The sequence below is a fragment of the Blautia sp. HCP3S3_B11 genome (assembly GCF_052064435.1).
In the GTDB taxonomy this organism is placed as follows: Bacteria; Bacillota; Clostridia; order Lachnospirales; family Lachnospiraceae; genus Blautia_A.
In genome coordinates, this window is sequence record NZ_JBQHVP010000013.1 from 57,497 (window position 1) to 82,878 (window position 25,382).

18 protein-coding genes are annotated in these 25,382 nt (G+C 42.6%); all 18 read left to right on the plus strand.

Translation table 11 applies throughout. The features are described 5' to 3' along the window. Positions 1 to 110 precede the first annotated feature (110 nt). The 18 genes from nifJ to yqeC all read left to right on the plus strand — a co-directional run bounded on the left by nifJ (position 111) and on the right by yqeC (position 25,377). Entirely contained in the window at positions 111 to 3,647 is a 3,537-nt protein-coding gene (gene nifJ, locus ACTNC0_RS11625; protein ID WP_441087498.1) for a pyruvate:ferredoxin (flavodoxin) oxidoreductase, read from the plus strand. A 211-nt stretch (positions 3,648 to 3,858) separates the two neighbouring features. Then, positions 3,859 to 6,603 carry a YfhO family protein gene (locus ACTNC0_RS11630; protein WP_441087499.1) on the plus strand — a complete coding sequence of 915 codons (2,745 nt, stop codon included), beginning with the start codon at positions 3,859 to 3,861 and terminating at the stop codon, positions 6,601 to 6,603. Positions 6,604 to 6,766: 163 nt separating this feature from the next. After that, positions 6,767 to 7,702 carry a glycosyltransferase family 2 protein gene (locus tag ACTNC0_RS11635; RefSeq protein WP_441087500.1) on the plus strand — a complete coding sequence of 312 codons (936 nt, stop codon included), beginning with the start codon at positions 6,767 to 6,769 and terminating at the stop codon, positions 7,700 to 7,702. Between the two features lie 126 nt (positions 7,703 to 7,828). Next, positions 7,829 to 8,254, plus strand: coding sequence for a GtrA family protein (locus tag ACTNC0_RS11640; RefSeq protein ID WP_117674650.1), 426 nt, complete (start codon positions 7,829 to 7,831; stop codon positions 8,252 to 8,254). After that, positions 8,251 to 9,303, plus strand: a complete 1,053-nt coding sequence (gene cobT / locus ACTNC0_RS11645) for a nicotinate-nucleotide--dimethylbenzimidazole phosphoribosyltransferase (RefSeq protein WP_441087501.1) — start codon at positions 8,251 to 8,253, stop codon at positions 9,301 to 9,303. Before ACTNC0_RS11640 ends, cobT begins: the two co-directional genes overlap by 4 nt. Then, positions 9,303 to 9,818, plus strand: coding sequence for a bifunctional adenosylcobinamide kinase/adenosylcobinamide-phosphate guanylyltransferase (locus ACTNC0_RS11650; protein ID WP_441087502.1), 516 nt, complete (start codon positions 9,303 to 9,305; stop codon positions 9,816 to 9,818). The genes cobT and ACTNC0_RS11650 overlap by 1 nt, the downstream gene beginning before the upstream one ends. A gap of 77 nt (positions 9,819 to 9,895) precedes the next feature. Next, positions 9,896 to 10,672: an adenosylcobinamide-GDP ribazoletransferase gene (locus tag ACTNC0_RS11655; RefSeq protein WP_441087503.1), complete on the plus strand. Its 777-nt coding sequence runs from the start codon at positions 9,896 to 9,898 to the stop codon at positions 10,670 to 10,672. Positions 10,673 to 10,767: 95 nt separating this feature from the next. Then, the gene (locus ACTNC0_RS11660) at positions 10,768 to 11,148 is read left to right on the plus strand and encodes a bifunctional adenosylcobinamide kinase/adenosylcobinamide-phosphate guanylyltransferase (protein ID WP_117674673.1); all 381 of its coding nucleotides are present in this window, start codon (positions 10,768 to 10,770) and stop codon (positions 11,146 to 11,148) included. Then, positions 11,141 to 11,740 (plus strand): histidine phosphatase family protein, encoded by a 600-nt coding sequence (locus tag ACTNC0_RS11665; RefSeq protein WP_441087504.1) that lies wholly within the window; start codon positions 11,141 to 11,143, stop codon positions 11,738 to 11,740. Before ACTNC0_RS11660 ends, ACTNC0_RS11665 begins: the two co-directional genes overlap by 8 nt. Positions 11,741 to 12,114: 374 nt before the next feature. After that, a complete protein-coding gene (gene ssnA, locus ACTNC0_RS11670; protein WP_441087505.1) occupies positions 12,115 to 13,446 on the plus strand; it encodes a putative aminohydrolase SsnA in 1,332 nt (443 codons plus the stop codon). A gap of 121 nt (positions 13,447 to 13,567) precedes the next feature. Then, entirely contained in the window at positions 13,568 to 16,567 is a 3,000-nt protein-coding gene (gene ygfK / locus ACTNC0_RS11675) for a putative selenate reductase subunit YgfK (RefSeq protein ID WP_441087506.1), read from the plus strand. A gap of 243 nt (positions 16,568 to 16,810) precedes the next feature. Further along, entirely contained in the window at positions 16,811 to 19,393 is a 2,583-nt protein-coding gene (gene xdh, locus ACTNC0_RS11680) for a selenium-dependent xanthine dehydrogenase (protein ID WP_441087507.1), read from the plus strand. Between the two features lie 2 nt (positions 19,394 to 19,395). Then, complete coding sequence (locus ACTNC0_RS11685; protein ID WP_441087508.1) at positions 19,396 to 19,878, plus strand: 4Fe-4S binding protein; 483 nt, start codon at positions 19,396 to 19,398, stop codon at positions 19,876 to 19,878. Between the two features lie 283 nt (positions 19,879 to 20,161). Beyond that, positions 20,162 to 22,435 carry a xanthine dehydrogenase subunit XdhA gene (gene xdhA / locus ACTNC0_RS11690; protein ID WP_441087509.1) on the plus strand — a complete coding sequence of 758 codons (2,274 nt, stop codon included), beginning with the start codon at positions 20,162 to 20,164 and terminating at the stop codon, positions 22,433 to 22,435. Between the two features lie 15 nt (positions 22,436 to 22,450). Beyond that, complete coding sequence (xdhB, locus tag ACTNC0_RS11695) at positions 22,451 to 23,335, plus strand: xanthine dehydrogenase subunit XdhB (RefSeq protein ID WP_441087510.1); 885 nt, start codon at positions 22,451 to 22,453, stop codon at positions 23,333 to 23,335. After that, positions 23,332 to 23,832, plus strand: a complete 501-nt coding sequence (xdhC, locus tag ACTNC0_RS11700; RefSeq protein WP_117674639.1) for a xanthine dehydrogenase subunit XdhC — start codon at positions 23,332 to 23,334, stop codon at positions 23,830 to 23,832. Before xdhB ends, xdhC begins: the two co-directional genes overlap by 4 nt. Further along, positions 23,829 to 24,701, plus strand: a complete 873-nt coding sequence (yqeB, locus tag ACTNC0_RS11705) for a selenium-dependent molybdenum cofactor biosynthesis protein YqeB (RefSeq protein WP_441087511.1) — start codon at positions 23,829 to 23,831, stop codon at positions 24,699 to 24,701. The genes xdhC and yqeB overlap by 4 nt, the downstream gene beginning before the upstream one ends. Beyond that, a complete protein-coding gene (yqeC, locus tag ACTNC0_RS11710) occupies positions 24,661 to 25,377 on the plus strand; it encodes a selenium cofactor biosynthesis protein YqeC (RefSeq protein ID WP_441087512.1) in 717 nt (238 codons plus the stop codon). Before yqeB ends, yqeC begins: the two co-directional genes overlap by 41 nt. Positions 25,378 to 25,382: the final 5 nt, after the last annotated feature.

The window sequence follows — 25,382 nt, forward strand, 5'->3', positions numbered from 1 at the left end:
CACATTTCGTAAAGATTATGTTATAATTTATTGTGAAATTTAGGGCATAAATTATATTGCCTTAAAAATAATACAATTTTCATCATACCTTTAAGGAGGAAAAACAAACTATGGCAAGAAAGATGAAAACCATGGATGGTAACCATGCAGCTGCTCATGCTTCATATGCATACTCAGATGTAGCCGCTATTTACCCGATCACTCCTTCATCTGTTATGGCGGAAGCAACAGATGAATGGGCAACCCAGGGAAGAAAGAACATTTTCGGACAGGAAGTTCAGGTAACTGAAATGCAGTCTGAGGCTGGTGCAGCAGGTGCTGTACACGGATCTCTGGCAGCAGGTGCTTTAACAACAACTTATACAGCATCTCAGGGTCTGTTACTTATGATCCCGAACCTTTACAAAATCGCTGGTGAGCAGTTACCTGCAGTATTCAATGTATCTGCACGTGCACTTGCTTCTCACGCACTTTCAATCTTCGGTGATCACTCCGACGTTATGGCCTGTCGTCAGACCGGATGTGCAATGCTCTGCGAATCTTCCGTACAGGAAGTTATGGACTTAACACCTGTTGCTCACCTTGCAGCAATCAAAGGTAAAGTTCCATTCATCAACTTCTTCGATGGATTCCGTACATCTCACGAGATCCAGAAGATCGAGACATGGGATTATGAAGATCTGAAGGATATGGCAGATATGGATGCAATCGCTGCATTCCGTAACCATGCTCTTAATCCGAATCACCCATGTCAGAGAGGTTCTGCTCAGAACCCTGACATCTTCTTCCAGGCAAGAGAAGCATGTAACCCATACTACGATGCTCTTCCGGCAGTAGTACAGGAATACATGGACAAAGTTAACGCTAAGATCGGTACAGATTACAAATTATTCAACTACTACGGAGCTGCTGATGCAGATCACGTAATCGTTGCTATGGGATCTGTAAACGATACAATCGAAGAAACAATCGACTACCTTGCAGCAGCAGGAAAGAAAGTCGGTGTTGTTAAAGTTCGTCTTTACAGACCATTCTGTGCACAGGCACTTATCGATGCAATTCCGGATTCTGTAAAACAGATCACAGTTCTTGACAGAACTAAAGAGCCGGGTGCACTTGGCGAGCCTCTGTACCTTGACGTTGTAGCAGCATTAAAAGGCAGCAAATTCGACGGTGTAAAAGTATTCTCCGGACGTTATGGTTTAGGTTCCAAGGATACTACACCTGCACAGATCGTAGCTGTTTATGAAAACACTGCTAAAGAGAAATTCACAATCGGTATCGTTGATGATGTTACTAACCTTTCCCTTGAGACAGGTGCTCCGATCGTAACAACTCCTGAAGGAACAACAAACTGTAAATTCTGGGGTCTGGGAGCTGATGGTACTGTAGGTGCCAACAAGAACTCCATCAAGATCATCGGTGACAACACAGACATGTACGCACAGGCTTACTTTGATTATGACTCCAAGAAGTCCGGTGGTGTTACAATGTCCCACTTACGTTTCGGTAAAAAACCGATTAAATCCACATACCTGATCCACAAGGCAAACTTCGTAGCATGCCACAATCCATCCTACGTAAACAAATACAACATGGTTCAGGAACTTGTTGATGGCGGTACATTCCTTCTTAACTGTGCATGGGATATGGAAGGTCTTGAGAAACATTTACCAGGACAGGTTAAAGCATTTATCGCTAACCACAATATCAAATTCTACACAATCGACGGTGTTAAGATCGGTATTGAAACTGGCATGGGACCAACACGTATCAACACAATCCTTCAGTCTGCATTCTTCAAACTTACAGGAATCATTCCTGAAGAGCAGGCAATCGACCTTATGAAAGCTGCTGCTAAGGCAACATACGGACGTAAGGGTGATGATGTGGTACAGAAGAACTGGGCAGCTATTGACGCCGGTGCTAAACAGGTTGTTGAGATCCAGGTTCCGGAAAGCTGGAAAGATGCTGAGGACGAAGGTCTTCATATGACTCATGCAACAGAAGGACGTCAGGACGTTGTTGATTTTGTTAACAATATTCAGGCTAAAGTTAATGCTCAGGAAGGTAACTCCTTACCTGTATCTGCATTCAAAGATTATGTAGACGGTACTACACCATCAGGTGCAGCTGCATATGAGAAACGTGGTATCGCTGTAAACGTTCCAGTATGGAACCCAGAGAACTGTATCCAGTGTAACAGATGTTCTTATGTCTGCCCACATGCAGTTATCCGTCCGGTAGCTCTTACAGAAGAAGAAGCTGCTAACGCTCCAGAAGGAATGAAGACATTACCTCTGACAGGTATGAAAGAATATAAATTCACAATGTCAGTATCCGCACTTGACTGTACAGGATGTGGTTCTTGTGTAAACGTTTGCCCAGGTAAGAAAGGTGCGAAAGCACTCGCTATGGAAAACCTTGAAGCAAGCGCAGACGAGCAGAAATACTTTGATTACACAGTGAAACTGCCGATCAAAGAAGATGTTATCGCTAAATTTAAAGAAGCAACTGTTAAAGGCAGCCAGTTCAAACAGCCTCTGCTTGAGTTCTCAGGAGCTTGTGCAGGATGTGGTGAAACACCATACGCTAAACTGATCACTCAGTTGTTCGGTGACAGAATGTACATCGCAAACGCAACAGGATGCTCCTCTATCTGGGGTAACTCCTCACCATCTACACCATACACAGTAAACGCTAAAGGACAGGGTCCTGCATGGTCTAACTCTCTGTTCGAAGATAACGCTGAGTTTGGTTATGGTATGCTTCTTGCTCAGAGAGCTATCCGTGATGGTTTAAAAGCAAAAGTTGAAGACGTTGTTGCTAACGGAACAAACGAAGACGTTAAAGCAGCTGGTCAGGAATGGCTGGATACATTCTCTGTAGGTGCTACAAACGGCGCTGCTACAGACAAACTTGTTGCAGCTCTTGAAGCTTGCGGATGTGACAAAGCTAAAGAAATCCTTGCTCAGAAAGACTTCCTGGCTAAGAAATCCCAGTGGATCTTCGGTGGTGACGGATGGGCTTACGATATCGGATTCGGTGGTGTTGACCATGTTCTCGCTAGTGGACGTGATATCAACGTTATGGTATTCGATACAGAGGTTTACTCCAATACAGGCGGACAGTCTTCTAAGTCTACACCAACAGGTGCTATCGCTCAGTTCGCTGCAGGCGGTAAAGAGACTAAGAAGAAAGATATGGCTTCCATCGCTATGAGCTATGGTTATGTATATGTTGCTCAGATTTCCATGGGTGCTGACTTCAACCAGACTGTAAAAGCTATTGCAGAGGCTGAGGCTTATCCGGGACCATCTCTGATCATCGCTTATGCTCCATGTATCAACCATGGTATCAAGAAAGGTATGGCAAAAGCTCAGACAGAGGAAGAATTAGCAGTTAAGGTTGGATACTGGCACAACTTCAGATTCAATCCTGCAGCAGAAGGAAATAAGTTCTCACTTGATTCCAAGGCTCCAAGTATGGAAGAATATCAGGCATTCCTTGACGGTGAGGTTCGTTACAACTCTCTGAAACGTCAGAATCCTGAGAAGGCTGCAAGACTGTTTGCTAAGAATGAGGCTGAGGCTAAGGCTAGATTTGAATATCTGCAGAAGCTGATCGCTCTTCACAGCGCTGAATAATCTTTCCGCTTTTTGAACGATTGATAAACAATAATATAAAATAAATAGATAGAGCTATTTATAGTGTCCAAACGGTGTAATATTGGGGCCGCGGTACTTTTTGTATCGCGGTCTTTTTGTGTGAATTTGACAAGTGATGGATATTTGTCTATAATCAATGAGAACTTTATAACTCGGCTTAGTGTGAATGATAAAATATAGAGGAGCTATTATGAGAAGATTTGTGAGCAAGGATAGTAAGAAGGCTTTCTACTTATTATATACGCTTGTATTTGGGGTTATTTCTTTTTTTATTTATTATCAGTTCGCGGGGAATGGGAAATCTTTGGTGTGGAGTCATGATGGGATTCCGCAGCATTTGAATTCGCTGGCTTATTATGGACGGTATCTGAGAAAGACTCTTTATACAATTTTTGTGGAACATAAGTTATCACTGCCTATGTGGGATATGAATATTGGGTATGGTTCGGATATTCTTACAACATTGCATTATTATGTGATCGGGGATCCACTGACATTGTTGTCGGTGTTTGTGCCGGCGGATAAGACGGAGATTTTATATGAAGTGTTAATCTTTCTGAGAATTTATCTGGCAGGGATTTCGTTTAGTGTGTATTGCTTTTATCATAAGAACCCGAAGCAGGCGACATTTATGGGGACGTTGGTTTATATTTTTGCGGGATGGACGATTTATGCGGCTATGAAGCATCCGTATTTTTCCAACCCTATGATTTATCTGCCATTGGTTCTGATGGGAATTGATAAGATTTATAAGAAGGAGAAGCCATGGCTGTTTATCTGGGCGACGGCTGTTTCTGCTATGTCGAATTTCTACTTCTTTTATATGATCTGTATCTTTATGTTTATCTATGCTGCTTTTCGATATTTTGGTATTTTCAGCAGGAGAAGCGTGAAAGATGTCCTGGTGTGGCTGGTGAAGTTTATTGGCTATTATGCGGTGGCGTTGATGATCGCAGCGGTTATTTTTCTGCCGGTGATTATGACACTTTTCGGGACGGACAGATTTCAGGCAGAGAATTATGTGCCGCTTTTGTATGATAGGATTTATTATGAGAAATATCTGGGAAATCTGATTGGTGAAAATATGATCCAGTGGGGCGTTGCCGGATATTCTGCGGTTGCGATGGCTGGTGTGTTTGTACTTTTTTCAAAAAAAAAGAAATATCTGGATCTGAAGTGGGGATTTGCTTTGCTGAATCTGTTTCTGCTGGTTCCTTTTGCGGGGCATGTGCTGAATGGATTTTCTTATGTGTCGAACCGCTGGATCTGGGCGTATGGCATGATGATCGCGTATATTTTTGTAAAGGCTTACCCTGAGTTATTTACTTTGACTGTGAGGGAAAAGAAGAAGATTTTTATTATGGTCGTGGCGTATTGTGTGCTGGCATTATTTGCCAAGGCGGCGAGAACGCAGAGGAATATGGCTGGTGTGCTGGTTCTGGTGCTTGCTGTATTTACGATTACTTCTTTTGGAAATATTTTTCTTCTGGGAAAGTATATGTGTGGGTTGATCAGTGCGTTGCTTGTGGCCAGTATCATGTTGAATGTATCTTATCAGTATTCTTATGAGAAAGATTATCTGTCAGAGTTTGCGACTGCGCAGGAATCTGTAGATAAGCTGGAATCCAATACGGATAAAGCTGTTCTGGAAACAGGGGATTCGGATGTCTATCGTTATGATCAGTATGGGACGCTGCCTTATGACAATACTTCTATGTACATGGGAACGAACAGTACTGCTTATTATTTTAGTCTCGCAAATAGTAGCATCAGTGATTTTTTTAGTGAAATGTATCTGAATACGCCATGGGAGCAGCATTATGAGAATCTGGATGGCAGGACGATTCTGGACAGGCTGGCTTCGGTGAAGTATTTTGTGATCAGTGGAGATAATTTCCGCTATCTTTCTTATGGATATAATAAGGAAAAAGGTTCTGCGGGAAGCGGAAATGGAGAGTGCAGGGCTTATGAAATTGATAATGCTCTGCCGCTTGGATATACTTATGACAGTTATATCCCTGAATCAAAATATAAAGAAATGGATGTGGTGAAGAAGCAACAGGCGCTGATGGATGGAGTAGTACTTGAAGACAGTACACTTCCGACGGCATCTACTTATTTTGATGATGAGAATATCTCATACCGTATGGAGTCGGGAGATGGATGTACTCTTTCTGATGGAAAAATCAAAGTGACAAAGGAAGGGGCACAGCTGAAACTGGTTTTCCATGGACTTACTGACAGTGAGAATTATCTGATTGCTGATAATCTGGATTATGACAGTCTTTCTCCGAGAGAACTCATCAGCGGCAGTAAGTGGAAAAAAATGTCTGATTATGACAGGAATAAGATTTTGGATGAGGATAGCCAGTGGCGTTACTGGAAGGAATCAAAAGAGGCTGCTATGACGATTGATTCTAATGACATCACGAAGACAATGAAGATTTTCACAGATAAGTATAATGCTTACAGTGGCCGTCATGATTTCCTTTGTAATATGGGATATTCAAGGACCGGACTTCGCACGATGACGATTACATTTGCTAACACAGGTGTTTATACTTATGATAAGCTTAGAGTTGTCTGTCAGCCGGTAAAAGGGATTGAGGAAAAGACTGAGAAACTGGGAGAAGAGACGCTTGAAAATGTGAAGATGGGAACGAATGAGATCACTGGAGATATTACGGTTTCAAAGAAGAAAGCGCTTGTAATATCTGTTCCGTATAGTGATGGCTTTACAGCTTATGTGGATGGCAAAGAAACAAAGCTTCAGAAGGCAAATACCATGTTTATGGCGTTGGAACTCGAACCTGGTTCCCATGAAATACGATTGACATATTGTACACCATATTTAAAGGCAGGCCGGGCACTCAGTCTGGCAGGCTTAGTGGTTTATTTTATGTTGGTGGCCGTTCGAAGAAAAAAACGTTGCTGAGAATGGAATAATGGACTTTTCTGTAAAGTCGTGTATAATAGAACAGGTAGTTTAGATTCAAAGTTCTATTGCTACAGGCAATTTGAAATGGAATTGCAATAGTTATGTTGCTGATGACAAAGTAAACAGCAGCGGATTATAATTAAAAATGAGGAATGACATCATGAGTAAATTATCAGTAGTGCTTCCGGCATATAATGAAGAATTAATGGTAGGGAAAACCTGTCGTGTGCTGGCGGAAGTCCTTACGAAGGCAGAGATTTCCTATGAACTGGTTGTGGTAAACGATGGCTCCGGTGACCGGACATGGGAAGAGATTCAGAAAGCAGGAGAAAAGGACGCAAATGTAACAGGTGTACTTTTTTCGAGAAATTTTGGAAAAGAGGCAGCGATTTTTGCAGGACTGGCACAGGCCAGTGGCGATGTAGTTGCTGTTATGGACTGTGATCTGCAGCATCCGCCCCAGACGCTTATTGAGATGTACAGATTGTGGCAGAATGGATATGAAGTAATCGAGGGCGTAAAAGCGGACAGAGGAAAAGAAGGCTTTTTACATAAAGAATGTGCCGGCTTCTTCTATGATATTATGTCAAAGGCTACGAGAGTTAATATGAAGGACGCATCTGATTTTAAGATGATGGACAGGAAGGCAGTGGACAGCATTCTGTCAATGCCTGAGCGGAATATGTTCTTTCGTGCTACTTCTTCCTGGGTGGGATATAAGACCACAAGTGTAGAATTTGAAGTGCAGGAAAGAGAAGCTGGTGTTTCCAAATGGTCTCCCTGGGCACTGGTGAAGTATGCGTTTACGAATATTGTGGCATTTACGACAGTTCCGCTGCAGTTTGTTACGATCACAGGTTTGCTTTGTTTTATCTGCTCAGTGATTCTTATGATCTATTCACTGGTTCAGTATTTTACAGGTTCCGCCGTGGAGGGATATACGACTTTGCTGATGGTTCTGCTTCTGGTGGGCAGTGCCATGATGATCAGTCTTGGAATCATTGGATATTATATTTCCAAGATTTATGAAGAGGTAAAGCGCAGACCGCGATATATTATTTCCAAAGTTATTAAAAAGGGAAGAGAACATAATTAATCATTACAAACGAAAGATATTGCAATCGTGCCATATGTTTGAACTGGTGTACCAACAAGTTGAACATACGATCAGGTATATAACTATGAATATATTTAAATGATAAATGAAGGAAATAAAACAGTTATGAAACAATGGATCAGAAAAATGTATGAAAGTTCCGTAATCCGCTATGTTTTTTTTGGCGGATGCACTACGCTGGTGAATCTGGTCAGCTTTTTTGTTCTGAGAAAACTTGATGTGGAACTCAATATTGCTAATATTATTTCTATCATACTGGCGATTCTGTTCGCCTATGTGGTAAATTCGAAATTTGTTTTTCAGGATAAATGTGAAACTCTGAGAGATCATATTCAGCCATTTTGTAAATTTATCAGCGCCAGATTAGTGACTATGGTGATTGAGGTTGGCGGTGTCTGGCTGCTTGTGTCAGTAATGGGACTAAATGATATGATCGGTAAATTTCTGACGCAGTTTATCGTGCTGATATTGAATTACATATTTAGTAAATTTTTTGTATTTACAACAGGAAAGAGAGGGAAGAACTCATGACATTGCAGGAAGCTGTTTCCAATATTGAACCGTTAGATCAGAAAGCTATGGTTATTGCACAGAAAAGATGGGACAGTATTGCGAAACCATTGCATTCTCTTGGAAAACTGGAAACTCTGTTGACACAGGTTGCAGGAATTACAGGGAATGCTGATATTGACCTTTCTAAAAGAGGTCTGGTTGCTATGTGCGCAGACAATGGTGTGGTAGAAGAAGGGGTGACTCAGACAGGACAGGAAGTAACTGCAATCGTGGCAGAGAATTTCCTGAGATATGATACCTCCGTTGGTGTGATGTGTAAACAGAATCATGCGGAGATTTTTCCGGTAGACATGGGTATGGTAACTGATACAAAAGTACGCACAGATCACAAGGTTGCGTATGGTACGCAGAATATGACCAAAGGCCCTGCCATGACAAGAGAACAGGCCATAAAAGGCATTGAAGCAGGAATTGCTATGGTAGAAGAGTTGAAAAATAAAGGGTATAAGATTCTTGCAACAGGAGAGATGGGAATAGGAAATACGACTACCAGCAGTGCGGTGGCTTCTGTATTGTTGGATCAGCCGGTAGAAGAGATGACTGGACGTGGCGCAGGGCTGACAAGTGAAGGTCTGGTACGAAAAACCGCAGCAATCAGGAAAGCAATTGAGCTGAATCAGCCGGATCCTTCAGATGCAATCGATGTCCTGGCGAAGGTTGGAGGTCTGGATATCGCAGGAATGGCGGGTGTATTCCTTGGCGGAGCAGCTTATCATGTTCCGGTTGTAATGGACGGATTTATTTCCTGCGTTTCTGCATTGATCGCGATGCAGATCTGCCCGGTAGCAGGGGACTATATCCTGGCATCTCATGTATCGAAAGAGCCGGCTGCGCATCTGATTCTGGAGCATATGAAGAAAGAAGCGATTCTTCATGCGGATATGTGTCTTGGTGAGGGAACCGGTGCGGTAGCTTTATTCCCGATTCTTGATCTGGCGGCGGCTGTTTATCATTCTATGAGTACTTTTGAAGATATCAATGTGGAACAGTATGAGGAGCTGAAATAATGTTGACAATTGTGACCGGAGGAAGCGGAAGCGGGAAATCAGCTTTTGCGGAGGATAAGGTGCTTGCTTTCGGGGAAGCACAGAGGGTTTACATAGCAACAATGCATCCGTTTGATGAAGAAAGCCATAAAAGAATCGAGAGACACCGCAAAATGCGTGCCGGAAAAGGCTTTGAGACGGTAGAATGCTATACAGGACTGAAAGATGTGAAGCTGCCGTCCGGTTGTGTAGTCTTGCTGGAATGCATGTCTAATCTGGTAGCAAATGAGATGTTTGAAGAGCAGGGAGCACATGAACAGACAGTAAAGGATATTATAAGTGGAATTGATGAACTGGTCCGGCAGGCAGCACATGTGGTGATCGTGACGAATGAGATCTTTTCAGATGCGGTCGTATTTGATAAAGAAATGGCTTCTTACTTAGAATATCTCGGAAAGATCAATCAGGCTGTCGCACTGAGAGCGGATGAGGTAGTGGAAGTTGTTTATGGGATTCCGGTGTATCAGAAGAAGTAGAAGAGATATTTGTGATAATAAATATGATAAGAAATAAGAAGTGCTATTAAAAATAGTGTGATAAAGAGGAAGTGCAAATGAAATCTCTATGGAATAATTTTAAGGTAGCTTTTGCCATGTTTTCAAAGATTCCCATGCCCCGTGCGGACTGGACGAAGGAAAACATGAAATATATGCTTTGCTTTTTTCCATTTATTGGAACAGTAATCGGTGCATTGACGATGCTGGTGGCATATCTGGGGCTGCGTTTTGAGTATCAGCCGGGTTTTGTGACTGCGGTTTTAGTTCTTGCACCTGTGTTCGTGACAGGCGGGATTCATGTGGATGGTCTGCTGGATACTTCGGATGCGCTCAGTTCCTGGCAGGAGAGAAGCAGAAGGCTGGAGATTCTTAAAGATTCCCATGCCGGTGCATTTGCTGTTATTACGGCTGTGGTGTATTTTGTTTGCTGGTATGGGGCATACAGCCAGTTATTTGGCATTGAGGAAAATATGAAAGCAATTGGGATTCTGAGTCTGGGCTTTATGGTTTCCCGATGCCTTTCAGGGATTGGTGTTATTACTTTTCCAAAGGCAAAGGCTGATGGTACGGTGGCAGAATTTTCAAGAAATTCTTCGGATGTGATATCAAGAAATTTACTGGTGGTTTATCTGGTGATTCTTGCAGTTTTGATGATCTGGATCGAGCCGGTATGGGGAATTGCATCTTTTGCAGGAGCGTTGCTGATCTTTGGATATTATCATCATATTGCAATGAAGTATTTTGGCGGAACGACCGGGGATATATCGGGATTTTTTCTGTGTATCTGTGAGGCTGGAATGGCTGTGATCCTTGCAGTGATCACGAATTTCTGAGTCAGGTGGATATTCGCAAGGGAAGCAGGAAATTTACCTGATTTAGTCAGAATATGAAATATCTGGCAGGAATTGACAAGGAGAGTGTGGAAAATATGGAGATGATCATTGGCGGTGCATATCAGGGGAAAACTGTTTATGCAAAAAAGGAATATCCTCTGTTAAACTGGGCAGATGGAGATAAAGTAACCGAAGAGGAACTGATGAGAGCACAGGGGGTTACGGATTTTCAGAAATATATCCGCAGAGAACTGGAAAAAGAGAGAGATGTATCAGAACTTGCTGAGCAGATTATTCTTAAAAACCCGGATGTTATTCTTGTCTCTCAGGAAGTGGGATATGGAGTAGTACCGGTAGATGCCTTTGACAGGAAATACCGGGAAGCAGTAGGCCGTGTGTGTACGAAACTGGCGGCATACAGCCATAAGGTGACAAGGGTAGTCTGTGGAATCGGGACGGTGATCAAAGATGATTAAACTACGGCTGATTAGACACGGAAAGACAGAAGGAAATAAACTTGCCCGTTATATTGGCACAACGGATGAACCGTTATGTCAGGAGGGAATAGAATTCCTGAAAAAGATGGATTATCCGAAAGTGCAGGAGATTTATGTAAGTCCGCTCAGACGCTGTGTTCAGACTGCTGAGATTCTTTTCCCGGAGAAACCGGTACATATTATCGAAGAACTGGCAGAATGTGATTTTGGCGAATTTGAGAATAAGAATTATAAAGAACTGGATGGAAATCCGAATTATCAGGCATGGATAGACAGCAATGGAACTTTACCGTTTCCCGGAGGGGAGAGCAGAGAAGAATTTAGAAACAGAAACCTTAGGGGATTTGAAAAAGTAGTAATTAGCTGTATCCGTAGTCACGTAACTGAGGTGGCTTTGGTGGTTCATGGCGGCACGATCATGAATATTATGGAAGAGTATACAGATATACAAAAACAGTTTTATGAATGGCATGTCAAAAATGGTGGTGGCTATGAGGTTGAACTGGATGAGAATATGTGGAAGAACGGAAGAAGGCAGTTAAAATTAAAATCATCCATTATGGAAGGCTGATTAGGATTTACATCGTGCAGCGTTTTGCCGGGCACGGAGTGATCAGCAACACGTTTGGCGAGTATATACGAAAATCCTGAAATATAAAATATTGACAAATCTGAAAATCTGTCATAAAATCATTTTCAATAAAAAAGAACGAAGTTGTTCATTTGTTAAAAATGGACGCTTCGTTCTTTTTTATTTCCGCACATCTACAAGAAACTTCGAGAAAAAACAGAAAGCTAAAAATATTTTGAAAAACCAAAAAGATTTTGTGATTCTCTCTTGCATTATGTGGAGAAATATGTTAGAGTATTAGTATAAAATTCCTAAACAATAGGTAAAAAGCAATAGTGAATTGGTGATTTTTAACAAGTAAAAGGAGGAACTATATGCTGGTAATTGGTAATGGAAGAATGATCACACGGGACGCATCCAACCCATTTGTTGAGAATGGTGCTGTTGCAATGGATGGTAACACCATAGTAATGGTGGGGGTAACTGAAGAAGTAAAGAAGGCTTATCCGGATGCCGAATTTGTTGATGCGAAGGGTGGAGTTATCATGCCGGCATTTATTAATGCCCATGAGCATATTTACAGCTCCTTCGCACGAGGATTAAGCATTAACGGATATAATCCGCAGGGCTTTCTGGATATCCTTGACGGATTGTGGTGGACAGTAGACCGACATCTTACACTGGAGCAGACGAAGCTTTCTGCATATGCAACCTATATTGACTCTATTAAAAATGGCGTAACAACAGTATTTGACCATCATGCAAGTTTTGGACATATTACAGGTTCACTCAGTGCGATTGAAGAAGCAGCCAGAGATTTAGGTGTGCGTACCTGCCTCTGCTACGAGATTTCTGACCGTGACGGAATGGAGAAATCCAGAGAATCTGTAATGGAGAACGTGAATTTTATCAAACATGCACTTGCAGATGACAGCGACATGATTGCCGGAATGATGGGTATGCATGCGTCCTTTACAATTTCTGATGAGACAATGGCTCTTTGCAACGAACTGAAGCCGGAAGGCGTCGGATATCATATTCATGTAGCGGAAGGCATTTATGATCTTCATCAGTGTCTGAAAGAACATGGTAAGCGTATCGTTGACCGTCTCTATGACTGGAATATCCTGGGACCGAAGACGTTGCTGGGACATTGTATTTATGTCAATGAACATGAGATGGATCTGATCAAGGAGACAGATACCATGGTGGTACATAATCCGGAATCTAATATGGGAAATGCCTGTGGATGTCCTCCGACTATGAGAATGGTACAGAAAGGAATTCTCACAGGTCTTGGTACAGACGGATATACTCATGATATGATGGAATCCTGGAAAGTTGCAAATGTACTTCACAAACATCATCTCTGCGATCCGAATGCGGCGTGGGGTGAGGTTCCGCAGATGCTCTTTGAGGGAAATGCGAAGATTGCCAACAGATACTTTAAGAAACAGCTAGGTGTGCTCAAAGAAGGAGCTGCCGCAGATGTGATCGTAATTGATTATGATCCGCTGACACCAATGAATGAGAATAATATTAACGGACACCTGATGTTTGGGGTAAACGGAAGCATGGTTCAGACTACTGTATGTAATGGTAAAGTTCTTATGAAAGACCGAGAGGTTCTTGTATGCGATGAAGCGAAAGTGATGGCAGACTGCCGTCGGGTCGCAAAAGAGCTTGCCGATGATATTAATAGCTGATTTTTGAAATAATTTTGCTGGTACTTTTAAAGGCAAGAGGAGAAGAAAAAGTATAATAAAGGCCAGACAGGAAATTCTGTCTGGCTGAAATAGACATGAAAAAATAATGGAGGATCGGATTATGAGTGAAGTCATGACCTGTATGCCCTTTGAACAGTTAATGAACTGGGTATTAGAAGAGAAGAAAACAAAAGGAACCGTATTCGGACAGCACAGAGCTTATGTGGCAGAAGCTGATAAGAAGCTGAATATTTTTGAAAGAAATTTAGAGACACCGATCGGACCGGCAGCAGGACCACATACACAGCTGACACAGAATATCGTTGCTTCTTATTATGCAGGAGCACGTTTTTTTGAATTGAAGACTGTTCAGAAGATGGACGGCGCAGAACTTGCAGCCTGTATTAACAGACCATGTATCCTTGCTGAGGATGAAGGATATAACTGCGAATGGTCTACAGAGCTTTATGTTCCTCAGGCGATGGGTGAGTATATCAAAGCATGGTTTATTCTCCATGTGATCGCGAAAGAATTTGATCTTGGTGCACAGGACGGATTCCAGTTTAATATTTCTGTCGGATATGATCTCGAGGGAATTAAAACACCAAAAATTGATGGCTTTATCAATAACATGATGGAAGCGAAAGATACAGAAATCTTTAAAGAATGTAAGCAGTGGTTATTAGATAACGTAGATAAATTTGAGAAAGTTACAAAAGAAGATATCGAGGCAATTCCGTCTGATATCTGTAATTCTGCGACAATCTCTACTCTTCACGGATGTCCTCCGAATGAGATTGAGAGCATTGCAACTCATCTGTTTAAAGAGAAACATCTGAATACATTTATCAAATGTAATCCAACTCTTCTTGGATATGAATTTGCGAGAAAAATGATGGATGACATGGGATATGATTACATGGTATTCGGTGATTTCCATTTCAAAGATGATTTACAGTATGAGGATGCTATCCCGATGTTTAAGAGACTGCAGGCACTTGCAGATGAACTGAATCTTGCATTTGGTGTGAAGATCACGAATACATTCCCTGTAGATGTTACAAGAAATGAGCTTCCAAGCGAAGAAATGTATATGTCCGGAAAATCTCTTTTCCCGTTATCCATTTCTCTTGCAGCAAAGCTTTCCAGAGAATTTGATGGAAAACTTCGTATCGCTTACTCCGGTGGAGCTGATTACTATAATATTGACCGTATCGTTAAAAGTGGTGTATGGCCTGTGACAGTAGCAACTACCTTGCTGAAACCAGGCGGATATCAGAGATTTACACAGATAGCCCAGAAAGTTATGGCTGCCGGTGTTGAAGAATGGACGGGTATTGATGTAGCTGCACTTGAGCAGCTTGCTGAGGATGCGAAGAAAGATGAACATCATGTAAAGAGCATCAAACCTCTTCCGAAGAGAAAAACAGACTCAGAAGTTCCGCTTCTTGACTGCTTCTTTGCTCCATGTGAAGAGGGATGTCCGATTCATCAGGATATCACAACTTATGTGAAAATGGCAGGAGAGGGAGATTATGCACAGGCATTAAGAGTTATACTTGAGAAGAATGCCCTTCCGTTTATCACAGGTACTCTCTGCGCACATAACTGTATGTATAAATGTACACGTAACTTCTATGAAGAACCTGTAAATATCCGTAATACCAAGCTTATTGCAGCACAGAATGGATATGACACAGTGATTGGTGAGATCAAAGCGGGTACGGCAAATGGTAAGAAAGTAGCTGTTGTCGGTGCAGGTCCTGCAGGTATTGCTTCTGCATATTTTCTTGCAAGAGCCGGTGCTTCGGTAACGGTATTTGAGAAAGAAGAAAAAGCCGGCGGTGTGATCCGTTATGTAATTCCGGGATTCCGTATTTCTGGTGAAGCAATTGATAAAGATATTTCTTTCATTGAGAAAATGGGTGTGGAAATCAAAACCGGTACAGAAATCACATCCGTACAGGAATTAAAAGAACAAGGATACGATGCAGTGATCGTTGCAGTAGGCGCAAACAAACCGGGAATCTTGAAGCTTGAAAAAGGTGAAACGGTCAATGCACTGAAATTCTTAAGAGATTTTAAAGAATCAGATGGCAAAGTTTCTCTCGGAAAGAATGTTGTTGTTATCGGCGGTGGAAACACAGCTATGGATACGGCAAGAGCTGCAAAACGTACAGAGGGTGTAGAGCACGTTTATCTGGTATACAGAAGAACAAAACGTTATATGCCTGCAGCAGAAGACGAGTTGTTGGAAGTTCTGGAAGAGGGTATTGAATTCAGAGAACTTCTTTCACCGGTATCTCTGGAGAATGGCAGGCTTTTCTGCAAGAAGATGGTACTTGGCAACATGGATGCTTCCGGACGTGCCAGCGTAACAGAAACGGATGAAACAGTAGAGGTTCCGGCCGATACAGTGATCGTTGCAGTAGGTGAGAAAGTTCCGACAGAGTTCTATGAAGCAAATGGCATTGCAGTCAATGAACGAGGAAAAGCCCGCATCAATGACAAGACAATGGAGACAAGTGTAGAAGGTGTTTATGTAGCCGGTGATGGTGCGAAGGGCGCTGCTACGATCGTAGAAGCAATACGTGATGCGCAGATTGCGGTAAAAGCAATTCTCGGACATGATATCGTAAAAGGTCAGCCGGTACCTGGAACAGAAGAAGAGTGCTATTCTAAGAAAGCAATTCTTAAAGAGAGTAAAGATGCTGCAAATGAAAGTGAACGCTGCCTGACTTGTAATAAAGTCTGTGAGAACTGTGTGGATGTATGTCCAAACAGAGCAAATATTTCCATCAAAGTGCCGGGAATGGCTATGAACCAGGTAATCCACGTAGATTATATGTGCAATGAATGTGGCAACTGTAAGAGCTTCTGTCCATATGCAAGTGCACCATATAAAGATAAATTTACATTATTTGCTTCAGAAGCAGATATGGCAGACAGCACAAATGACGGATTTGCAGTGATCAATCCGGAAACAAAAGAGTGTAAGGTTCGTCTGCTGGGTCAGATTTCTGACTGTAAGGCGGATGACGCCAATGATAAACTGTATGAGGGTCTTCGCAGACTGATCTGCGCGGTGATCGATGATTACGGTTATCTGATCATGAAATAGGTATTTCTGTTTATATAATCTTTATGTGACGGTGATTCCTTTTTCTGAAAATAGCAAAAAATAAAAAGAAATTAATATACTGTCCACAGTACCAAAGACTGTGGACAGTGTGCATATCAGGCTGAACGCGGCCGCATATCAGGGGTGTATATGCGGTATCACAGGCAGACAGAGAAAAACTCCTAAAAGAGTTCAACTGAATGTCCAAAAGGCAGACGTGCAAGAAAGAAAGGAGAGTCCAATATGGCAGTATTTACAGTCAATGGACAGAAGGTCGAAACGATCAGAAATCAGAAACTGCTGCGTTTTTTGCGGGATGAACTTCACCTTACATCTGTGAAAGACGGATGCAGCGAGGGTGCTTGCGGAGCCTGTACAGTTATTATTGACGGGAAGACCTGTAAGGCATGTGTTCCAGATACAGACATGCTGGATGGCAGAACGATAATTACAGTAGAAGGTCTGACTGAATGGGAAAAAGAAGTTTATACATATGCCTATGGAAAGGCGGGAGCAGTCCAGTGTGGTTTTTGCATTCCTGGCATGGTGATGTGTACGAAGGCTCTTCTGGACGTAAATAAACAACCGACAGATGATGAAATCAAATATGCATTGCGCAATAATTATTGCCGTTGTACAGGATATGTAAAGATCATGGATGCAGTGCGGCTGGCCGCGAAGGTTTTAAGTGAAGGTGTGATTCCGGATGATATGGATGACAACTGGAATCTTGGTCATCGTGTGTCCAGAATTGATGTGGAAGAGAAAGTACTTGGAACTGGCAAATATCCGGATGACTTTTACCTTGATGGAATGCTGTATGGGGAAGCACTGAGAAGTAAATACCCGCGTGCCCGTGTACTTGAAATTGATACGACAGCAGCTGAGGCACTTTCCGGAGTAGAAGCAGTTGTAACAGCAAAGGATATTCCGGGAGAAAATAAGATCGGACATTTGAAGCATGATCAGTATACTTTGATTCCTGTAGGAGGCTTAACTCATTATCTGGGTGATGCGATCGCTGTTGTAGCTGCAAAGGACAGGGAAACGGCAGAGAAAGCGAAGAAGCTGATCAAAGTCAAATATGAGGTACTGCCGCATGTTCATACGATTGAAGAAGCGGCGGCAGAAGGTGCGCCAAAAGTATTTGATGAAGAGGAAAATAACATTTGTGCACATAAGCATATCAGCAGAGGAAATGCAGATGAGGCAATCCGTAATTCCAAATATGTGATCAGTCATCATTTTGAAACTCCCTGGACAGAGCATGCATTTCTGGAGCCAGAGTGCGCTGTGGCTTTTTATGATGAGGACGGAGATATTTTCATATATTCTGCAGATCAGTCTGCGCATCAGACTTTACATGAATGTTCTCTGCTGCTCGGAACAGATAAAGTAAAAGTGCAGAATGCACTTGTCGGCGGAGGTTTTGGCGGAAAAGAAGATATGACAGTCCAGCATCTGGCGGCGCTTCTGACTTATGTAACTAAGAAACCAGTTAAGATGAAACTTACGAGAGCTGAATCTCTTCTGGTACATCCAAAACGTCATCCATTTTATATGGATATGACGATGGGCTGCGATGAGAATGGCAATATTATGGGGGTAAAGGCGAAAGTAGCATCAGATACAGGTGCGTTTGCTTCTCTTGGCGGTCCGGTACTGGAGCGAGCGTGCACACATGCGGCAGGTCCGTATCATTATGAGAATTTTGAGATTGAAGGAACAGCATATTATACAAACAATCCGCCTGCAGGAGCATTTCGTGGATTTGGCGTGACTCAGACTTGTTTTGCGACAGAAACACTGTTGAACATGATGGCCGATAAGGTGGGAATTACTCCATGGGAGATTCGCTACCGCAATGCGATCCGGCCGGGCGAGACACTTCCGAATGGACAGATTGTGGATAATTCCACAGGTCTGGTAGAAACTCTGGAAGCTGTAAAAGAGAAATATAATGCCGCACTTGAGGCTGGAAAACCAGTCGGAATCGGATGTGCTATGAAAAATGCCGGTGTTGGCGTTGGAATTCCTGATACAGGACGTGTGAAGCTTGTATTTGAAGAAGACAGAAAACTTCATATCTATTCGGGAGCTTCCTGTATTGGTCAGGGACTTGGCACAGTTCTGACTCAGATGGTAGTTACCAACACTGATCTGAAACACGAGGATATTGTTTATGAGAGAAGTAATACCTGGTTTTCACCTGACTCGGGCACAACCTCTGGTTCCAGACAGACTCTGGTAACGGGAGAAGCATGTCGCAGGGCCTGTGATAAGATTATGGAGGAACGCAATGCAGGAAAAACAATTGATGATGTGATCGGAAAGGTTTATTATGCCGAATATCTCGCAAAGACAGATCCACTTGGTGCAAATGTACCCAATCCTGTTTCTCATGTTGCATATGGTTATGCGACACAAGTATGTATTCTGGATAAGAAAACAGGAAAAATCGAGGAGATGATTGCTGCCCATGATGTAGGCAAAGCGGTTAATCCTTTGTCATGCGAGGGTCAGATCGAGGGTGGCGTAGTTATGTCCATAGGATTTGCTCTGCGAGAACATTATCCGATTGATGAGAACTGTAAACCTATCGAGAAATATGGTTCTCTTGGGCTGTTTCGTTCTCATGAGATTCCGAAAATCGATGCAATTGTTATTGATAAACCGGGATTAAATATAGCATGCGGAGCTATTGGAATTGGCGAGATCACTTCGATTCCGACGGCACCTGCGATTGCAGACGCATATTTCAGGCGGGATGGTGAGAGACGATACAGTCTTCCTCTGACTGGAACGCCATATGAAAGGAAGTGCTGAGTATGGCAGTAAAGAAGAAGTTTCCATATCGTTCGGCAGTTGTGGCATGTAATGGCGGATGCAGGGCATCAGAAGGCGAGACAGGATGTAAGGACGGCTGTATTGGATGTGAAGCTTGCGTAAATAAATGTAAATTCGGAGCGATTTCTATCAATGAATATGGTGTGGCAGAAGTAGATGAAGAAAAGTGTATTGCCTGTGGGGCTTGCACAAAGGTCTGCCCGCAGGGCGTGATCCACATTCATGAATGTGCAAATTATATTGTGGTAAAATGCTCCAATAAGAAAAAAGGCGCAGAGGCAAAGAAACAGTGCGAAGTCAGCTGTATCGGATGTGGAATCTGTGAGAAAACATGTACAGCAGGCGCGATTAAGGTGTCTGACAACTGTGCGGTGATTGACGAGTCTGTATGTTTAAGCTGTGGTATGTGTACAGTGAAATGTTCGCGCCATGTAATTCATGATTTAAGAGGTATTTTTACGTAACTGTTCACGAAAATCCACTAAGAAATATTGAACAAAAGATTGCCAATAAACAGATAAATGTGTTATACTTATACAATAAAATAGGTAATAAATATGGAAATTAAAAAATAAGTTCGCCTGATGTCTGAAAACAGGCGGAAGGAAAGTAGCATGGTTCGGAGCCGGACATCAGTCCTGAGGGGAACAAAAGAATACCTTAGGTGAGTCCGGCTTTTTCTATATCCGGACAGAATCCTTTCCTGCGTATCAGTAAACAAAAATAAAATATAGAGAAGGTGAAAACATGATTGGAAAGAGTGTTCCAAGAGTAGATGCCTACGACAAAGTTACAGGACGTGCGAAATTTACGGATGATATAGCTCCTGCTAATTGTCTGGTGGCAAAGGTCTATCATGCAAAGATCGGAAATGGTATCGTGAAATCAATCGATACAAGTAAAGCTGAGGCTCTGGACGGCGTAGTAAAAGTAGTTACTTTTAAGGACGTACCGAATCATTGTTATCCTACACCAGGACATCCCTGGTCGGTAGAATTGGCTCATCAGGATATTGCAGATCGTAATATCCTTACCGGAAGAGTTCGTTATTATGGGGATGATATCGCTGCGGTAGTAGCTGAAGATGAGGTAACGGCCCAGAGGGCATTGAGATTAATTGAAGTAGAGTACGAAGAATATCCGGTAGAGATTCATCCGCGTAAATCTATGTATGGCAGTAATCCGCCGATTCATCTGGACAAGAAGGATAATGTACTTGTCCGTTCCAACTATTTTATCGGGGATGTAGAAAAAGGATTAAAAGAATCTGCAACAGTAGTGAAACGAACCTATAAGACACCAATCGTACAACATTGTCATATTGAAAATCCGATTTCCTATGCCTATATGGAGAATGGCAGAATCGTAGTAGTAAGTTCCACACAGATTCCTCATATTGTACGTCGTGTCATTGGCCAGGCATTGGGAATCCCATGGGGAAAAATCAGAGTGATCAAGCCCTACATAGGTGGTGGATTCGGAAATAAACAGGATGTGCTTTATGAGCCTCTGAATGCATTTCTTACTACTCAGGTTGGTGGCAGACCAGTCAAGCTTGATGTGACAAGAGAGGAAACTTTCTGTAATACGAGAACCCGCCATTCTATAGAATATGACCTGACGGCCGGAGTAGATAATGAGGGACATCTTCTTGCAAAGGATATGCTTGCAATCTCAAATCAGGGAGCGTACGCTTCTCATGGACATGCCATAGTAGCAAATGGCTTGACTGCATGGAGACTGCAGTATGCATGTCAAAACATTAAAGGAGAGGCCTATACTGTCTATACCAACACACCGGTAGGTGGAGCTATGCGAGGATATGGTATTCCACAGGTATGCTTTGCAATTGAGTGCTTTATGGATGATATTGCAAAAGAAATCAGAATGGATCCACTGGAATTCAGAAAGAAGAACCTGATTAAGGGGTATTATGAAGATGCGTATCTGAAGCCGATCGCAGCGAATACTAATGGTATTTTCGAGTGTCTGAAAAAAGGCGCAGAATATATTCACTGGGATGAAAAACGAAAAGAATATGCAAATCAGACAGGAAAGATCCGAAGAGGCGTGGGAATGTCTCTGTTTTCCTACAAAACCGGTGTATGGCCGATCTCTCTGGAAATCGCAGGCGCGAGAATGACTCTGAATCAGGACGGAAGTGTAGGCCTGATGTTAGGAGCAACAGAAATCGGGCAAGGTGCAGACACTGTATTTTCTCAGATGACAGCGGAAGTTTTAAATATGGATATCAGTGATATTCATATCCAGAGTGTACAGGATACAGATGTGACACCATTTGATACAGGTGCTTATGCATCACGCCAGTCGTTTGTTACAGGAACGGTGGTGAAGGATTGTGCAAATCTTATGAAGAAGAAAATTCTTGATTATGCGAAGAAACTGATGCCGGAAGAGACAAGAGAATTAAGTCTGGACCATGGTTGGATCATGGCTGGTGAAGATTATGCAATGTCTCTTGCTAATCTTGCACTTGAGAGTTATTATAGTCTGAGTAATTCATCTGTACTTACAGCAGAGGTATCTGAACAGGTAAAGAAGAATACGATTGCTACAGGCTGCTGTTTTGCAGAAGTGGAAGTAGATATTGAACTTGGCAAAATTAAGATTCTCCATATTATTAATGTTCATGACAGTGGGAAGCTGCTTAATCCAAAGCTTGCCGAGATGCAGGTTCATGGCGGTATGTCTATGGGAATGGGATATGGTCTTTCTGAACAGCTGATCCTGGATGAGAAGACAGGCAGACCTTTGAATGGAACATTATTAGACTATAAGCTGATGACAATGATGGATACACCTGATATCAAAGCCGATTTTGTGGAGCTGGATGATCCGATCGGACCATTTGGAAATAAAGCACTGGGTGAACCGCCGGCAATCCCGGGGGCACCTGCAATCCGCAATGCGGTTCTTCATGCGACGGGTGTTGCCTTTAACGAAAATCCTCTGACACCACAGAGATTGATCGATGGCTTTAAGAAAGCCGGACTTATTTAGAGGGGAGGGGATTTTATGTACGATATTGAGAAGTATTATCAGGCTGAAAGCGTAGAAGAGGCGGTCAGACTGTTGAATGAGCATCCGGAGACAAAAGTGATATCCGGAGGAAGTGATGTTCTCATTAAAATCAGAGAAGGAAAATTTGCGGGAACTTCTCTGGTGAGTATTCATGGAATTGAAGAGATAAAGGGCGTGAAAATGGCAGATAATGGCGATATTTATATTGGAGCAGGAACTGTGTTTTCACATATTACGAACGATGAGATCATAAAGAAATATATTCCGGTACTTGGGGAAGCTGTGGATCAGGTTGGCGGACCACAGGTGAGAAATATTGGCACGATCGGTGGAAATATCTGTAATGGTGCAGTAAGTGCTGACAGTGCACCAACGGTATTTTCCCTGAATGCTCTGTTGCGTCTTGAAGATGGCAAAGGAGGCCGTCTTGTTCCGGTGAAAGACTTTTATCTGGGACCTGGTAAAGTAGATCTGAGACAGGGAGAAGTATTGACTTATGTGATCATTCCTGCAAAAGAATATCAGGGTTATCGTGGGCACTATATCAAGTATTCTATGAGAAATGCCATGGATATCGCAACTATCAGCTGTAGTGTAGTCAGCAAAGTGAATCTGTCAGGTGGTGTGATTGAAGATGTGCGTATTACTTTTGGAGTTGCAGCTCCGGTTCCATACCGCTGTGTAAGGGCAGAAGAAGCATTAAAGGGAATGAAGATCGCAGAAGATCTGTATGAGAAAACAGCTGAGCTGGTTCGGGAAGAAATCAATCCACGAGATTCCTGGAGAGCATCTAAGGCATTCCGCCTGCAGATTGGAGGAGAAATCGCAGCGCGGGCATTGAGACGTACTATTGAACTTGCAGGAGGTGACAGCGTATGAAAAAGCAGATGCAGCTTGTACGGTGTATAGTAAACGGAAGAGAAGTAGAAGAATATGTCGATGTAAGGGAGTCGTTACTTGATATGCTCCGCAACCGTCTTGGACTTACCTCTGTGAAAAAAGGTTGTGAGGTAGGAGAATGCGGAGCCTGTACAGTAATCATAGATGGAGAAACCATAGATTCCTGTATTTATCTGGCAGTATGGGCAGAGGGCAAAAACATTCGTACACTGGAAGGTCTGGAGAAGAATGGAGAACTTACCAGAATTCAGGAAGCCTTTATCGAAGAGGGTGCAGTACAATGTGGATTCTGCACACCGGGATTTATTATGTCTGCGACTGTTTTGCTGGAACGTGGCGAGAAATTGTCGAGAGAAGCGATAAGAAAGCATATGGCGGGAAATCTGTGCCGTTGTACAGGATATGAAAATATAGTAAATGCAGTAGAAAAAGTAATGGATGAAAATGAGACAAGAAGAGGAAAGACAGTAAGATGATAAATACTAATGCCAGAAATGCCGGAGATGGATTGGAAAATGTTGTAATCATAAGAGGAGGAGGCGATCTTGCCAGTGGTACAATTCACAGATTGTATCGTAGCGGATACCGTCTGCTCGTGCTGGAATGCGAGAAACCGACCGCAATCAGACGAATGGTTTCGTTTTGTGAGGCAGTTTATGATGGACAGTTTTCAGTGGAAGGGGTTCTTTGCAGGAAGATAAACAGTATTCAGGAATGTGATGCTGTCTGGAATGCGGGAGAGATACCTCTTATGGTTGATACAGAGGGAGAAATTTTTCAGAAATACAGACCGGCTGCATTAGTAGATGCGATTCTTGCCAAAAGAAATCTTGGAACAACCAAAAATATGGCAGATCTGACGATTGCTCTTGGACCGGGATTTATGGCGGGAGAAGATGTAGACTACGTGATTGAGACTATGCGTGGACATAATCTTGCCAGAGTTATTTCCAGGGGAGCAGCACTCCCGAACACAGGAGTCCCGGGTGTGATCGCTGGCTTTGGCAAAGAGCGAGTGATTCATGCACCGGCAGCTGGTGAGATTCACTGTATCTCAAAAATTGCAGATATCGTAGAAAAAGACCAGATACTTGCGTGGATCGGGGACGTGCCTGTCAGAGCTTCTCTTACAGGTGTGTTGCGTGGTATTATACGTGATGGATTTACAGTGCCGAAAGGAATGAAGATTGCAGATATTGATCCGCGTAAGGAGCAAAAGAAAAATTGTTTTACGATTTCCGACAAGGCTCGCTGTATTGCAGGCAGCGTGCTGGAAATTCTGCTTTCAGAAGGAGTGATGCCATATGAAGCACCAGGTCGATTTTCTGGAATTACTGCAGATTGATTATGAGAGATACCCTGTAATTGCTGTCGTAGGCGGTGGAGGCAAGACGAGCCTGATCTATCGCCTTACTGATGAATTGCTTGACAGAGACAAACGAGTAATCATTACGACAACCACACATATGGCAGGGGAATCAGAACTTCCCTTTGTGAGGGGAGGAGATGCTACCAGAGTAAAAGAAATGTTGGATAGAGAAGGATATGTTATTGCAGCTGAATATGAGGAAGAAACAGGTAAATATGCAGCGCTTTCAGAGAAAAAGCTGGAGGAACTGAAAGATTTATGTGATGTGATGCTTGTGGAAGCTGATGGTGCGAAACATCATCCGGTAAAGGTTCCTGAGACATGGGAGCCTGTAATACCTGCCTGCGCGGATATTGTGATCAGTGTGATCGGACTGGATTGTTTGGGACAGTCCATCAGTCAGAGCGCATATCGAATGGAACGAACATCAGAATTTCTCAAAAAAGGTCTGGAAGCTCCGATCACAGAGAATGATCTTGTAAAGATAGCAACTTCTATCTGTGGATTGTTTAAAGACGTGGAAGAGCGGATTTACAGAGTTTATCTGAATAAATCAGATGTTCTTACAGAGAAAACATCTGCGGAGCATATCGTAAAGGAACTGGGAAAAAAACATACCATAGCAGCATATGGAAGCCTATGGGAGGAATAAAATTA

Bases quoted from the DNA above. Each gene is read 5' to 3' on its own strand.
- nifJ (WP_441087498.1), top strand. From the start codon at position 111: ATGGCAAGAAAGATGAAAACCATGGATGGTAACCATGCAGCTGCTCAT.
- ACTNC0_RS11630 (WP_441087499.1), top strand. From the start codon at position 3,859: ATGAGAAGATTTGTGAGCAAGGATAGTAAGAAGGCTTTCTACTTATTA.
- ACTNC0_RS11635 (WP_441087500.1), top strand. From the start codon at position 6,767: ATGAGTAAATTATCAGTAGTGCTTCCGGCATATAATGAAGAATTAATG.
- ACTNC0_RS11640 (WP_117674650.1), top strand. From the start codon at position 7,829: ATGAAACAATGGATCAGAAAAATGTATGAAAGTTCCGTAATCCGCTAT.
- cobT (WP_441087501.1), top strand. From the start codon at position 8,251: ATGACATTGCAGGAAGCTGTTTCCAATATTGAACCGTTAGATCAGAAA.
- ACTNC0_RS11650 (WP_441087502.1), top strand. From the start codon at position 9,303: ATGTTGACAATTGTGACCGGAGGAAGCGGAAGCGGGAAATCAGCTTTT.
- ACTNC0_RS11655 (WP_441087503.1), top strand. From the start codon at position 9,896: ATGAAATCTCTATGGAATAATTTTAAGGTAGCTTTTGCCATGTTTTCA.
- ACTNC0_RS11660 (WP_117674673.1), top strand. From the start codon at position 10,768: ATGGAGATGATCATTGGCGGTGCATATCAGGGGAAAACTGTTTATGCA.
- ACTNC0_RS11665 (WP_441087504.1), top strand. From the start codon at position 11,141: ATGATTAAACTACGGCTGATTAGACACGGAAAGACAGAAGGAAATAAA.
- ssnA (WP_441087505.1), top strand. From the start codon at position 12,115: ATGCTGGTAATTGGTAATGGAAGAATGATCACACGGGACGCATCCAAC.
- ygfK (WP_441087506.1), top strand. From the start codon at position 13,568: ATGAGTGAAGTCATGACCTGTATGCCCTTTGAACAGTTAATGAACTGG.
- xdh (WP_441087507.1), top strand. From the start codon at position 16,811: ATGGCAGTATTTACAGTCAATGGACAGAAGGTCGAAACGATCAGAAAT.
- ACTNC0_RS11685 (WP_441087508.1), top strand. From the start codon at position 19,396: ATGGCAGTAAAGAAGAAGTTTCCATATCGTTCGGCAGTTGTGGCATGT.
- xdhA (WP_441087509.1), top strand. From the start codon at position 20,162: ATGATTGGAAAGAGTGTTCCAAGAGTAGATGCCTACGACAAAGTTACA.
- xdhB (WP_441087510.1), top strand. From the start codon at position 22,451: ATGTACGATATTGAGAAGTATTATCAGGCTGAAAGCGTAGAAGAGGCG.
- xdhC (WP_117674639.1), top strand. From the start codon at position 23,332: ATGAAAAAGCAGATGCAGCTTGTACGGTGTATAGTAAACGGAAGAGAA.
- yqeB (WP_441087511.1), top strand. From the start codon at position 23,829: ATGATAAATACTAATGCCAGAAATGCCGGAGATGGATTGGAAAATGTT.
- yqeC (WP_441087512.1), top strand. From the start codon at position 24,661: ATGAAGCACCAGGTCGATTTTCTGGAATTACTGCAGATTGATTATGAG.